Annotated in this window: 7 protein-coding genes; 1 reads left to right on the forward strand and 6 read right to left on the reverse strand. The window is 74.6% G+C overall.

The window, feature by feature from the left end; all coding sequences use genetic code 11:
* Positions 1–110 precede the first annotated feature (110 nt).
* Positions 111–2,444, reverse strand: a complete 2,334-nt coding sequence (locus tag ACWDYF_RS23705) for an ATP-dependent DNA helicase UvrD2 (protein WP_389466254.1) — start codon at positions 2,442–2,444, stop codon at positions 111–113.
* A gap of 120 nt (positions 2,445–2,564) precedes the next feature.
* Between ACWDYF_RS23705 and ACWDYF_RS23710 the strand changes: the two genes are divergently transcribed.
* The gene (locus ACWDYF_RS23710) at positions 2,565–2,807 is read left to right on the forward strand and encodes a mycoredoxin (RefSeq protein WP_018571300.1); all 243 of its coding nucleotides are present in this window, start codon (positions 2,565–2,567) and stop codon (positions 2,805–2,807) included.
* Between the two features lie 117 nt (positions 2,808–2,924).
* Here the strand turns inward: ACWDYF_RS23710 and nudC are convergent, their stop codons facing one another.
* The 5 genes from nudC to ACWDYF_RS23735 all read right to left on the reverse strand — a co-directional run bounded on the left by nudC (position 2,925) and on the right by ACWDYF_RS23735 (position 13,513).
* Entirely contained in the window at positions 2,925–3,869 is a 945-nt protein-coding gene (nudC, locus tag ACWDYF_RS23715; RefSeq protein WP_018571299.1) for an NAD(+) diphosphatase, read from the reverse strand.
* 155 nt (positions 3,870–4,024) lie between these two features.
* A complete protein-coding gene (locus ACWDYF_RS23720; RefSeq protein WP_389466250.1) occupies positions 4,025–5,428 on the reverse strand; it encodes a dipeptidase in 1,404 nt (467 codons plus the stop codon).
* Between the two features lie 113 nt (positions 5,429–5,541).
* Positions 5,542–9,204, reverse strand: coding sequence for a UvrD-helicase domain-containing protein (locus ACWDYF_RS23725; protein WP_389466247.1), 3,663 nt, complete (start codon positions 9,202–9,204; stop codon positions 5,542–5,544).
* A gap of 212 nt (positions 9,205–9,416) precedes the next feature.
* Positions 9,417–12,809 (reverse strand): ATP-dependent helicase, encoded by a 3,393-nt coding sequence (locus ACWDYF_RS23730; RefSeq protein ID WP_389466244.1) that lies wholly within the window; start codon positions 12,807–12,809, stop codon positions 9,417–9,419.
* Between the two features lie 311 nt (positions 12,810–13,120).
* Positions 13,121–13,513, reverse strand: a complete 393-nt coding sequence (locus ACWDYF_RS23735) for an MGMT family protein (RefSeq protein WP_018571295.1) — start codon at positions 13,511–13,513, stop codon at positions 13,121–13,123.
* Positions 13,514–13,610: the final 97 nt, after the last annotated feature.

Raw genomic sequence — 13,610 nt, forward strand, 5'->3', positions numbered from 1 at the left:
TATGCAAGTACAACACGGAATCAGGGCCTCAGGAAGGCCGCTGTCCCCGTGACCAAGAACCTATGGGGATTGCCGGGGCATGCGCAAACTATTTTTCCGACGAGTTCGTATCAGTTGTCGATCTCTTCGTCCGTGGGCTCCTGGCCTGCGCAGATGGCGAGAACATCGGCCCCGTGGCGGCGCAGCTTGCGCGTCCCCACACCGGGGATGCGTGCCAGCTCGCGCGCGTCCTCGGGCGCGGTCTCGGCGATCGCCATCAGCGTCCGGTCGGTGAAGACGCAGAAGGCGGGCTGCCCGCTGAGCCGCGCCTGCTCCTCCCGCCACTCGCGCAGCCGCTCGTACAGGCCCTCGTCCATGTCGGAGGGGCAGTCGTCGCAGCGCATCAGCTTCATCTCACCGGCGTCGGTGAGGGTGCGGCCGCAGACCCGGCAGCGGGCCGGGACGCGCTGGGTGCGCCGGGGGACGGCGCCCGCCGCACGGGCCGCCCCCGCGGCCGGGGCGGTCCCGCGCTCGATCCCCCCGACGGCGCCCGCGGCGCCCTGCCCGGTCGCGCCGGCCGTGCCCGGACGCAGTCCGTCCAGGAAGCGGCTCGGGCGGCGGTTGGGGCGGCCGCCGGGCGTGCGGGTCAGCGACCAGGAGACGAACAGCCGCGCACGGGCGCGGGTGACGCCCACGTAGAGCAGGCGGCGCTCCTCCTCGATCTGCTCGTCGGTCCTGGCGTGGGTGATCGGCATCATGCCCTCGGCGACGCCGACCAGGAAGACGACGTCCCACTCCAGGCCCTTGGCCGAGTGCAGGGAGGCCAGGGTGACGCCCTCGACGGTGGGGGCGTGCTGGGCGCTGGCACGCTCGTCCAGCTCGGCCACCAGGTCGCTCAGGGTGGCACCGGGGCGAGCCGCGGCGAAGTCCCGCGCGAGGTTCACCAGCGCGGCCAGCGACTCCCAGCTCTCCCTGACGGCGCCCGAACCCGCCGGGGGCTGCGGGGTCCAGCCCTCCCCGGACAGCACGGCCCGCACCTGCGAGGGCAGGTCGACGGTGTCGTCGAGGAGGGCGTCGTTGCCGCCGAAGCGGGCGGCGGCCCGCAGGGCGATACCGGCCTTGCGGACCTCGGGGCGGTCGAAGAAGCGCTCGGCGCCGCGCAGCTGGTAGGGCACCCCGACGTCCGCGAGAGCCTGCTCATAGGTCTCCGACTGGGCGTTCGTACGGAAGAGGATCGCGACCCCGCTCGCCGGGACGCCGGAGGCGATGAGGTCACGGATGCGGCGGGCCGCGCCCTCGGCCTCGGCGGGCTCGTCCGCGTACGCGGTGTACTCCGGCTCGGGGCCCGCAGGGCGCTGTGAGACCAGTTCCAGCCGGTGGTCGGCGGCGCGGCCCCGGGCCAGGGCGAGCAGTCCGTTGGCGAGGTGAACCACCTGAGGGGTGGAGCGGTAGTCGCGGACCAGCTTGACGACGGTGGCGCCGGGATGGCGGGCGCGGAAGTCGAGCAGGTGGTCGGGGGTTGCTCCCGTGAACGAATAAATCGTCTGGCTGGCGTCGCCGACGACGCACAGGCTGTCCCGCTCCCCCAGCCACAGCTCCAGCAGTCGCTGCTGGAGCGGGCTGACGTCCTGGTACTCGTCCACCACGAAGTGCTGGTACTGGGCGCGGATCTGTTCGGCGACGTCACGCCGGTCCTGGAGGATGGCGACGGTGAGCAGCAGGACGTCCTCGAAGTCGATGACCGAGCGGTCGCGCTTGAGGTCCTCGTAGACGGAGTACAGCTGGGCGAGCTCGGCGGCGTCGCGCGGGGTGTCGCGGCCGGCCTTCGCGGCTGCGAGGGCGTAGTCGGCCGGGACGGTCTGGGTGACCTTGGCCCATTCGATCTCCGCGGCGGCGTCGCGCAGTTCGCCCCGGTCCAGCCGGACACGGCAGGCGGCGGCCGCGTCCGCGACGAGCTGGATCTTGCGGTCGACGAGGCGGGGCATGCTGCCGCCGACCGCTTTCGGCCAGAAGTACTGCAACTGCCGCAGAGCGGCGGAGTGGAAGGTGCGGGCCTGGACGCCCTGGGCGCCGAGCTGGCGCAGCCGGCCGCGCATCTCGCCCGCGGCGCGGTTGGTGAAGGTGACGGCGAGCACGGTCGAGGGCTGGAGGATGCCGGCGCGCACCCCGTAGGCGATCCGGTGGGTGATCGCCCGGGTCTTTCCGGTGCCGGCGCCCGCCAGTACGCACACCGGACCGTGCAGCGCGGTGGCCACCTCGCGCTGCTCGGGGTCGAGCCCTTCGAGCACCGCGTCGGCAGAGTCCGGTACCTGCGGGAAGAGGGTGGAGTGCGTTGCTGCTGTCACACCGCCATGCTGCCAGGTCGCGGGAGACAGGTGAGCCGGTTGTCCACAGGCAGCCCCTCGCAGTCGTACTGATACGACCGGTGTCACGCCTGCGACCGGTGTCACGCCGATGCGACCCATGTCACGCCGAGGCGCTGTGCGCTCCGCCCCCGATACCCCCGGTGGGAATGCCCGGTGTGCGGCGCGCGTTCCCCCACTGCGACGATGACGTCCCCGACCCGCCGAAGGAGCACAAGAGACATGCCGGGCACTGTGACGATGTACAGCACCACGTGGTGCGGCTACTGCCGCCGCCTGAAGGGCCAGATGGACCGCGAAGGCATCGCGTACACCGAGATCAACATCGAGCACGACCCGGAGTCCGCGGCCTTCGTCGAGAAGGCGAACGGCGGCAACCAGACGGTGCCGACCGTGCTCTTCCAGGACGGCTCGACGCTGACGAACCCGTCGCTGGCGCAGGTCAAGCAGAAGATCGGCGTCTGAGCCCGGTCGTTGTCGCCGCGTCCGCCGGACGCGGAGCCGGACCGCGTCGGAAGGCGGCCCCCGAGTTCGCCGGGGGCCGCCTTCTCGTGTTTCTCGTGTTTCCTGCGGTGCTCGCGGTCAGACGACACTCCTGGTCGGCAGGGGCTTGCCGTACCAGAGTTCGATGAGGCGGGCCGCGATGGAGATGCCGTAGGGCGGCAGGACCTCGCCGGACTCGAAGGCCGTGCGCAGCTCTTCGCGGGAGAACCAGCGGGCCTCGTGGATCTCCTCGCCGTCGACGTCGATCTCGGTCGAGGTGGCATGGGCCATGAAGCCCAGCATGAGGCTGGAGGGGAAGGGCCACGGCTGGCTGGCGACGTACTCGACCTGGCCGACGGCGACGCCGACCTCCTCGTGGACCTCGCGGCGCACCGACTGCTCGATGGACTCGCCGGGCTCGACGAACCCGGCGAGCGTCGAGAAGCGCCCCTCGGGCCAGTGCACCTGGCGGCCGAGGAGGATGCGGTCCTCGTCGTCGGTGACCGCCATGATCACCGCCGGGTCGGTGCGCGGGTAGTGCTCGGCGCCGCAGGCCGGGCAGCGGCGGATGTGGCCGGCCGCGGCGATCACGGTGCGCTCCCCGCAGCGGGAGCAGAAGCGGTGCAGCCGCTGCCAGTTCTCCAGGGCCACGGCGTGCACCAGCAGGCCCGCGTCCCGGGGTGACAGCAGCAGGCCGGCCTCGCGCAGGCCCGCCGGGCGCGCGGACTGGTCCATGCGGCCGGGCAGCGAGTCCTTCTGGAGGGCGAAGTAGCTGACGCCGTCCTCGTCGGTGCCGAGGAAGTAGCGGTGCGCCTCGGTGAGGGGGGCCTCGAAGGACGGGGTCATCACCAGCTCGGTGCGGCCGTCGGGCGTCTCGTCGATCAGCGCCTGACCGCCGGAGACCACGAAGCAGCGGGTCGTGGGGTGGCTCCACGCCGCGGCGAGCCATGCCTCGTCGAGCCGGTGGTGGGCGGCCCGGTCGATGCCGCTGGGCGCGGTGAGCGAGACGGGTCGGTCTGCGGTGTGGTCGGTCCAGGTGGTCACGGGTGCTTCCAACTCCCCCGGTGCAACGGTTGATTCGGCGGCGGTTCAGCGGGACGGGCGGCAGGAGGGGACCGGTCCGAACGGGGTCCTCGCGGCGCGGGGCGGCGCTTCCAGTGTGCCCCGCGCGCGGCGGTGTCCCGGACGGCGGCGGCAGGTCAGGGCACCTCGCGCCCGTGCTCGGCGAGGTCGCCCCACAGATACGCGCTGGTCTCGACGCCCTTGAACAGAAGATCGAGCTCGACCTTCTCGTCGGGGGCGTGCCAGCCGTCGGAGGGGACGGAGATGCCCAGGAAGAGGACAGGTGCGCCGAGCACCTCCTGGAGGTCGGCGGCCGGTCCCGAGCCGCCCTCGCGGGTGAAGCGGACCGGGGTGCCGAAGGCACGCTCCATGGCACGGACGACGGACCTCAGGGCCGGGTGGTCCAGCGGGGTCAGACAGGGACGCGTGGCCGCGCCGAACTCCGTCTCGTGCCGGATCCCCTCGGGCACCTGTGCGTCGATCCAGGCGCGGACCGCCTTCTCGACGTGGTCGGGGTCCTGCCCGGCGACCAGACGGAACGACAGCTTCACCATCGCGTCGGACGGGATGACCGTCTTGCTGCCGGGGCCCTGATAGCCGCCGCCGATGCCGTTGACCTCGGCGGTGGGGCGGGCCCAGATGCGCTCCAGCGTGGTGTGCCCGGCCTCGCCGTGGGTGGCGTACGACTTCGCGGTGCGCAGCCACCGCTCCTCGTCGAAGGGCAGCTCGGCGAAGAGTTCGCGTTCGCGGTCGGTCAGCTCGACCACGCCGTCGTAGAAGCCGGGGACGGCCACGCGCGCGTGCTCGTCGTGCAGGGCGGCCACGAGACGGGCGGCGGCGGTCGCCGGGTTGGGCACGGCGCCGCCGAAGGAGCCGGAGTGGATGTCCTGGTCCGGGCCGGACAGCCGGATCTCGCACTCGGCGAGCCCGCGCATGCCGGTGCACACCGTGGGGGTGTCCTCGGACCACATGCCGGTGTCGGAGACGATCACGGTGTCGGCGGCGAGCCGGTCGGCCCGCTCCTCGACCAGTGCCCGGAAGTGCGGGGAGCCGGACTCCTCCTCGCCCTCGATCAGCAGCTTGAGGTGGACGGCCGGGGCGGTGGCGCCGGTGGCCGCGAGGTGGGCGCGCACCCCGAGTGTGTGGAAGAACACCTGGCCCTTGTCGTCGGCCGCCCCGCGCGCGTAGAGCCGGTTGTCCCGGACGACCGGCTCGAAGGGCTCGCTGTGCCAGCCGTCCTCGCGGGCGGCGGGCTGTACGTCGTGGTGTCCGTAGACCAGGACCGTGGGGGCGCCCGGGTCGGCGGCGGGCCACTCGGCGAAGACGGCCGGGGCGCCCGGTGTCGGCCAGACCTCGGCGGTGGGGAAGCCGGTGTCCCGGAGCTTGGCGGCGAGCCAGTCGGCGCTGCGCCGTACATCGGGCGCATGGTCGGGCTGGGCCGACACGGAGGGGATGCGCAGCCACTCGGCGAGGTCGTCGAGGAAGGCGGCGCGGTGCTGCTCGATGTACGTACGGACGACGCTGTCCGGGGTCTGGCTCATGCTCCCGAGCCTATCGGCACTCGGTGCCATCCCGTTCGGGCGGTTCGTCACACTGCGCCGGGACCCCGGTGCCGGTCCGGCTGCCCGTCCGCGGGGCCGCCGCCCGCAGAGCCCTACCCGTCCTCGGGCTCGTCCAGCAGGAGACGTTCCAGCGCGGCCCGGTCCGGCAGGTTCCGCGGTCTGACCACCTCGCCGCTGCGGACGTACACGAACGCGGCTCCGACCCGCTCCAGGGGCAGTCCGTGCCGCTCGGCCCAGGCCAGCCGGTACACGGCGAGCTGGAGCGGGTCCGCGGTGTGCGAGTGGTGCGTCTTCCAGTCCACGATCTCGTACGCCGTCGCCTCGCCGTCGCCCTCCTTGTAGACGGCGTCGATCCGGCCGCGGACGACCCGGCCCGCGATCTCCAGCTGGAAGGGTGCCTCGACACGATGAGGGGTGCGGTGGGCGTACTCGGTGCGCTCGAAGGCCTCCTTGAGGGCTTCCAGGTCGCGTTCGTCGGCGATCTCGGTCTCCTCCGCGCCGGGCAGCTCCTCGGGCTCCAGCAGGGGCAGCGTGAGCGCCTCGAAGCGGGTCTCGATCCAGGCGTGGAAGCGGGTGCCCCGGCGTGCGGCGGGTTGCGGGGGGCGCGGCATGGGGCGCGCGAGTTCCGCCGCGAAGGCGTCCGGGTCGGCCGCCAGGCGCAGCAGTTGTGTGGCGGTCAGGGTGGTCGGCAGGAGGACGTCGGTGACGCTCTGCCGGGAACGCCGCAGCTCTCCGGCGAGCGCGTCGAGGTCGCGGTCCCAGGAGGTGACGGTGCGGGCCTCTTCCGGGGTGAGGCGCCGGGGCTGCGAGGGGCTTCCCTGGCCCGGGAGGGTTTCGGGGGCCGGTGCGGCGGCCGGGTGCGGGGGCGGCAGCGGTGCGGCGATGTGGCCGTCCACCGGTGTGACCTGGTGCGGGACGGTGGGGCGGTCCGTGTTCCAGGAGTCCCGGTCACCGGTGTCGCCGGGGTCACCGATTTCACCGGCGACACCGGGATCGCCGGGGTCCCCGGGCAGCCCGTGGCCGCCGGGGGCGTCCGCCGCGGGCACGTCCTCGTCGTAGGGCACGTCCTCGTCGTAGGGCGGTTCGTCGTCGTAGAGCGGTTCCTCGTCGTAGGGCGGCTCGTCGTCCTCCGGGGGCGGGGGCCAGTCCGGGTCGTCCCGGGAGTCCGGGTCGTGTACGGCGGCGGCCGGGTGGGCCGGGCCAGCCCCGTGGGCGGCGTCCGCGCGGGGGCCGTCCGCGGCGGCGGAACCGGCGAGGCCGGCAAGGCTGTCCAAGTGAGCCAGTACCGTCGCCGCGGCGGCCCGGCGGCGGGCCAGGGCCGTCTCGTCCAGCGGCAGGGGCCACGCCTGGTCGGCGGCACCCTGGAGCAGCGCGGGGTTCTCCTCGTCCTCCCCCGGCTTCTCCGCCCAGACCTCGATCTCGCCGTGCCCGGCCGCGCAGTGGTCGTACAGCGCCTCCAGGAACGCGGAGGGGCCGCGGGGCTTCTTCTGGCTCGGGCCCCACCAGTGGCCGGATCCGAGCAGCAGGGAGCGCGGCCGCGTGAAGGTGACGTAGCCGAGGCGCAGCTCCTCGGTGTGCTGGTGGTCCTTCATGGCCTCGTGGAAGGACTTCATGGACCGCGCGTCCCAGTCGTCCACGTCGGGCAGGGTGGCGGCGTCGCCGCGCAGGGCGTGCGGCAGCACCTTGCCCTGGCTGGTCCACTTCTCCCGGCCCTGGCTGCTGGGGAAGGCGCCGGTGACCAGGCCGGGGACCGCCACGACGTCCCACTCCAGGCCCTTGGACCGGTGGGCGGTGAGCACTTTGACGGTGTTCTCGCCGCCGGGCAGCGTGTTGTCGAGGCCCTTCTCGTACTGGGCGGCGGTGCGCAGGAAGCCGAGGAAGGCCAGCAGGGTGGCCTCGCTCTCCTGCGCGGCGAAGGAGGCGGCGACGTCCAGGAAGTTCGAGAGGGTCTCGCGGCGGCGGGCGGCCAGCGCGTGCGGGGACGCCGAGAGCTCCACCTCCAGGCCGGTGACGGCCAGCACCCGGTGCAGGACGTCCATCAGCGGGTCGGACAGGGAACGGCGCAGGTCGCGCAGTTCGGCGGCGAGCCGGGCGAAGCGCACGCGCGCGTCAGGCGAGAACGGCAGCCCGTCGTCCTGGCCGTCCGGGGAGCCCTCCAGGAACGTGTCGAGCGCGTCGGCCAGGGAGACCACCTCGGCCGGGTCGACGCCTTCGACCGCCTCGGCGAGCCTGCGGTCCGGGTCGTCGTCGGCGTCCCCGCGCGCGTGGGCGACGAGCAGCCGCGCCCGGCGGCCGAGGAGGGCGAGATCGCGCGGGCCGATCCGCCAGCGCGGGCCGGTCAGCAGCCGCACCAGGGAGGCGTTGGCCCCCGGGTCCTGGAGGACTTCGCACACGGCGACGAGGTCGGCGATCTCGGGCAGGTGGAGCAGCCCGGACAGGCCGACCACCTCGACCGGGACGTCACGGGCGACCAGGGCGCCCTGGATCTCGGCGAAGTCGGTGGCCGTACGGCACAGGACGGCGATCTCGCCGGGTGCCTTGCCGGTGCGCACCAGATGGGCGATCGAGTCGGCGAGCCAGGCGATCTCCTCGGCGTGGGTGGCCAGCAGGGCGCAGCGGACCAGGCCGTCGCGCTCGGCGCCGGGGGCCGGGCGGAGGGCTTCCACGCCCGCGTGCATGGCGCGCAGGGGCGCGGCGAGGCCGTTGGCGAGGTCGAGGAGGCGTCCGCCGCTGCGCCGGTTCTCGCTGAGGGCCTGCCGGGCGGCGGGCCGGCCGTCGGCGCGGGTGAAGTGCTCGGGGAAGTCGTCGAGGTTGGCGACGGAGGCTCCGCGCCAGCCGTAGATCGCCTGGCAGGGGTCGCCGACGGCGGTCACGGGGTGGCCGGTGCCCTCGCCGAACAGGCCGGCCAGCAGGATGCGCTGGGCGACCGAGGTGTCCTGGTACTCGTCCAGGAGGACCACCCGGAACTCCTCGCGCAGGGCCCGGCCGACCTCCGGGAGACCGGCGAGCCGTGCGGCCAGGGCGATCTGGTCGCCGAAGTCGAGCAGGTCGCGTTCGCGTTTGGCGGCCCGGTAGCGCCCCACCAGTTCGGCCAGATCACGGCGGGCCGCGGCGGTCTCGGGCACCTTGCGCAGGTCGGCGTTGGTGAGCCTGGTGTCCTGGAGGGTGTGCAGCAGCTCCGCGTCCCAGGCGCGCAGGTCCTCGGGGCGTACGAGGTGTTCGGCCAGCTCGCCGTCGAGGGTGAGGAGGTCTCCCACCAGGTCGGGGAAGGAGCGGGTCAGGGCCGGGTAGGGGCCGGACGCCTCGCGCAGCACCCGGGCGGCGAGCTGGTAGCGGCCGGCGTCGGCGAGCAGGCGTGTGGTGGGCTCCAGGCCGATGCGCAGGCCGTGGTCGGTCAGGAGGCGGCCCGCGAAGGCGTGGTACGTGGAGATCACCGGTTCGCCCGGCGGGTGGTCCGGGTCGATGGCGTCGGGGTCGGTGACACCGGCGCGGACGAGTGCCTTGCGGACGCGCTCGGCCAGCTCACCGGCGGCCTTGTTGGTGAAGGTGAGGCCGAGCACCTGCTCGGGGGCGACCTGGCCGGTGCCCACCAGCCAGACCACGCGGGCCGCCATCACGGTGGTCTTGCCCGATCCGGCTCCGGCCACGATCACCTGCGGGGCGGGCGGCGCCACGATGCAGGCCGTCTGCTCCGGGGTGAAGGGGACCCCGAGGAGTTCCTTGAGCTGCTCGGGATCGGTGATACGGGCGGGCACGTCGAAGAGGCTAGCGGCGACCACTGACAACCGTGACCGCGGCCGCCCTCAGGGTCGGGGAAGCCGCAGGTCAGGCCGGGTGGTGCGATACGTCACCCGGGCACGGAGGACGCCCCGGACGGGCGGGGTGCGCCGGACGGGCGGGGTGCGCCGGACGGGCCGGGTGCGCCGGGCAGGCGGAGCGCACCGGGCAGGCGGGCGGATCGTCCCGTTCACTCGACGACGTGCCGGCCCTCCGGGCGGGCGCTGCACGAGGCCCGGAAGGCGCAGTGCGCGCAGTGCTGGCCGGTCGTCGGGGTGAAGCGCTCGTCGAGCACCTTCCCGGCGGCGGTGGCCAGCAGGTCGCCGACCCACTCCCCCTCCAGCGGCTCCTGGGCCTGCACCTTGGGCAGGGTCTCGCCGCCGTCCCGCTTGGCCGCGCCCTGGCGGAGCTGGACCAGTTCGGCGCCGCCGGGCTCGGGCCGGGTGCCGTCGAAGGCGTCGTCCACGGCGCCCTCGCGGACGGCGAGCTGGTAGACGGCGAGCTGGGGGTGGCGGGCCACCTCGGCTCCGGTGGGCGCCTGCTTGCCGGTCTTGAAGTCGACGACGTAGGCACGGCCGTCCCGGTCGGCCTCCACCCGGTCCATGGAGCCGCGGATGCGCACCTGGTGGTCGCCCGCACCGAGCGTCACGTCGAAACCGTGCTCGCTGGCCACCGGGGTGCGTCCGGCACGGTCCAGGACATGCCACTTCAGGAAGCGTTCGAGCGCCACGCGCGCGTTGTCCCGTTCCTGCCGCGACTTCCAGGGGGCGTCGAAGGCGAGGGCGTTCCAGACGGTCTCCAGGCGTTCCATCAGGACGGCGAGGTCGGCGGGGGTCCGGCCGGAGGCCACCTCGTCGGCCAGGACGTGCACGACGTTGCCGAATCCCTGGGCGGCGCTGGCCGGCGCGTCGGCCTTCACCTCGCGGCCCAGGAACCACTGGAGGGCGCAGGTGTTGGCGAGCTGGTCGAGGGCGCTGCCGGAGAGCACGACGGGCTGGTCGCGGTCGCGCAGCGGCACCTTGCTCGCGGTCGGCTCGGCCATGCCCCACCAGCGGTAGGGGTGCGCGGAGGGGACCAGGGGGCGGCCGTCCTCGTCGCTGAGGGCGGCGAGCCGGGCCAGCCGGTGCGCGGCGGCCTCCCTGAGGGCGTCGGACACGCGCGGGTCGACGGTGGTGGCGCGCAGTTCGGCGACCAGGGCCGCCACGGACAGGGGGCGGCGGGGGCGGCCGGTGACGTCCTTGGGTTCCACGCCGAGCTCGGTCAGGAAGCGCGAGGGCTGGTCGCCGTCGTCGGCGGGGGCCTTCACCGCGGTCACCACCAGCCGTTCACGCGCGCGCGTGGCGGCCACGTAGAAGAGGCGGCGCTCCTCCGCCAGCAGGGCGCCCGGGGGGAGCGGCGCGGCGAGGCCGTCACGTCCGATGCGGTCGGCCTCCAGCAGGGAGCCGCGGCGCCGCAGGTCAGGCCACAGCCCCTCCTGGACGCCCGCGACGACGACCAGGCGCCACTGGAGGCCCTTGGAGCGGTGCGCCGTCATCAGACGCACCGCGTCGGGTCGTACGGCACGCCGGGTCAGCGTGTCGGCGGCGATGTCCTGGGCGTCGATCTCCTCCAGGAAGTTCAGCGCGCCCCGGCCGCCGGTGCGCTCCTCCGCGCGCGCGGCGGTCGCGAACAGCGCGCAGACGGCGTCCAGGTCCCGGTCGGCGTTGCGTCCCGCGGCGCCGCCGCGCCGGGCGGCCCGCTCCAGCCGCGTGGGCCACGGTGTGCCCTCCCACAGGTCCCACAGGGCCTCCTCGGCGGTGCCGCCGCCCGCGAGGCGCTCCCTGGCCTTCCTGAGCAGCGCGCCCAGACGCTGGGCGCCACGCGCGTACACGGGGTCGTGCGTCACCAGGCGCTCCGGTGCGGCCAGGGCGCGGGCGAGCAGTTCGTCCGAGGGCGGCGGCAGATGGTGTCCCGCGGCCCGCTCCTCGTCGCGCAGCGCGCGGCCGAGGCGGCGCAGGTCGGCGGTGTCCATACCGGCGAGCGGCGAGGCGAGCAGGGTCAGCGCGGTCTCGGTGTCCAGCCAGCAGGGCTCCGGGCCGTCCTCGTCCTGACCGCCGTCCGCCCGGCTCCGCCCGCCGTCCCGGTCCCGGCCGTGCTCCGCTGCCGAATCCGGTACGGACCCCCGTCGGGCCGGGTCCGGGCGCGCCGCCGCTTCGGCCGCCGCCACCGCGCGCAGTGCGGTGAGCAGCGGGGCGACCGCCGGTTCATGGCGCAGCGGCAGGTCGTCGCCGTCGATGTCCAGGGGCACCCCGGCGGCCGTCAGGGCACGGCGCAGGGTCGGTATGGCGCGGGCACCGGCGCGGACCAGTACGGCCATGTCGCTCCACGGGACGCCGTCCTCCAGGTGGGCGCGGCGCAGGATGTCGGCGATGTTGTCCACCTCGGTGCCCGCGGTCGGGTACGTGTGGACCTCGACGCGCCCGCCCTCGTGGACGGGGACCAGTTCCCGGTGGGCGCGGACCTTGTCGGCCGGGAGCCGGGTGAGGGGCATACGGCGGGTGAGCAGGCGGGTCGCGGTGAGCAGCGCGTCGGCGGAGCGGCGGGAGGTGCGCAGCACGGCGACGGGCGCCGGGCTGCCGTCCGCGCGCGGGAAGGTGTCCGGGAAGTCGAGGATGCCGTTCACGTCGGCCCCGCGGAACGCGTAGATCGACTGGTCGGGGTCGCCGAAGGCGAGCAGGGTGCGGCCGCCCCCCGCCAGGGCGTGCAGCAGCCGCACCTGGGCCGGGTCGGTGTCCTGGTACTCGTCGACGTAGACGATGTCGTACTGGCCGGCGAGCTGCCCGGCGACCTCGGGGCGGGCGGCGAGGAGGACCGCGCGGTGGACGAGTTCGGCGTAGTCGAGGACGCCCTGGAGGTCGAGGACGTCGAGGTACTCGGCGAGGAAGGCGGCCGCGGCCTGCCAGTCGGGGCGGCCGGTGCGGCGCGCGAACGCCGCCAGGGCGTCGGGGCCGAGGCCCAGTTCGCGGCTGCGGGCGAGGACGGCGCGGACCTCGTCGGCGAAGCCGCGGGTGGTCAGGCAGGCGCGCAGTGCGTCGGGCCAGCGCACATGGGCCAGGCCCAGCCGCTCCAGGTCGACCTGCCCGGCCAGGAGGTCGCGGACGGTCACGTCCTGCTCGGGTCCGGACAGCAGCCGCAGCGGCTCGGCGAACAGATCGCTGTCCTGGTGGGCGCGGACGAGGGCGTAGCAGAACGAGTGGAAGGTGGTGGCCCGGGGCGCGCGGGCGGCTCCGGTGCGCTGCGCCATGCGGTCGCGCAGTTCCACGGCGGCCTTGCGGCTGAAGGTCAGGACCAGGACGCGTTCGGGGTCCTGGCCGCGGGCGATCCGCGCGGCGACGGACTCGACCAGGGTGGTGGTCTTGCCGGTGCCCGGACCGGCGAGGACGAGCAGCGGACCGCTCCGGTGGTCAACCACGGCACGCTGGGCGGCGTCCAGACGAGGGGGATCCGGTCGGGTGGGCGGGGTACGCACCAGTCGGTGAGCGCCACGGTTCCCCTGCCGCACCTGGGGGTGCGGCAGGCGCCTGGTGGAGGAAGAGGAGCTCACGTGGTTCGCCGGTCCTGGTGGGTGTGCTGGGTGGTGTCACGGACGGCGCGGGGCGCCGTGGCCGCGGGTGCGGCCCGCCGGTCGTGGCGGGCGGTGGCCTCGGGGTGAGGGGGACGCGCTGGGGCGACGCTACGCCCGCCACCGCCCTGGAGGCCGGGCTTCCGTTTCTTCCCGTACGCCTCACCGGGCACCGCGGGCACCGCCGTCACGGGTGTCCCCCACTGCACGAACGTACGGCATTGCCCGCCGGTGCCCGGATTCGCCCGTACGGGTTCCGGGCTCCCCACGGGCCCGCCGGATGGCGGAAGCTGTCAGGTGTGACCCTGCGCACGTCCGCCGCTGTCGCCGTCCCAGCGGGCCCGCCTCATGTCGAGCCGGGGCAGGTGGCCCTCGGCCGCCCGGCCCGCCTCCCGCAGCGGTGTGCCCTCGGAGCGGTAGTGGGCGAGCGCGCGCAGTTCGTGGCCCGGGAGCAGGGTGCCGTCCGCGCGGACGACCCGCCACCAGGGGACGGCGCCGCCGTAGAGCGCCATGACGCGCCCCACCTGGCGGGGTCCGCCCTCCTCCAGCCACTCGGCGACGTCCCCGTACGTCATGACCCGGCCCGCCGGGATCCCCTCGGCGACCTCCAGGACCCGCTCGGCGTACTCGGGCAGCTCCTGCGGGCCGCCGGGCCCCTCGCCGCCGGGAAAGCTCACTTCGCTCATCCCAGCCATCCTGCCGCACACCACCGACAGCGCGGCGGGGTCCCCGCGAACCGGCCGCCTCGCTCGCGGGCGGCGCGTGGGGCAGACTGTCGGACCC

Source organism: Streptomyces sp. NPDC003284, from assembly GCF_053589675.1.

Excerpts from the sequence above, each read along its gene's own strand:
- ACWDYF_RS23735 (WP_018571295.1), bottom strand. The coding sequence starts at position 13,513 with ATGAGCGAAGTGAGCTTTCCCGGCGGCGAGGGGCCCGGCGGCCCGCAG.
- ACWDYF_RS23720 (WP_389466250.1), bottom strand. The coding sequence starts at position 5,428 with ATGAGCCAGACCCCGGACAGCGTCGTCCGTACGTACATCGAGCAGCAC.
- ACWDYF_RS23710 (WP_018571300.1), top strand. The coding sequence starts at position 2,565 with ATGCCGGGCACTGTGACGATGTACAGCACCACGTGGTGCGGCTACTGC.
- ACWDYF_RS23705 (WP_389466254.1), bottom strand. The coding sequence starts at position 2,444 with ATGGGTCGCATCGGCGTGACACCGGTCGCAGGCGTGACACCGGTCGTA.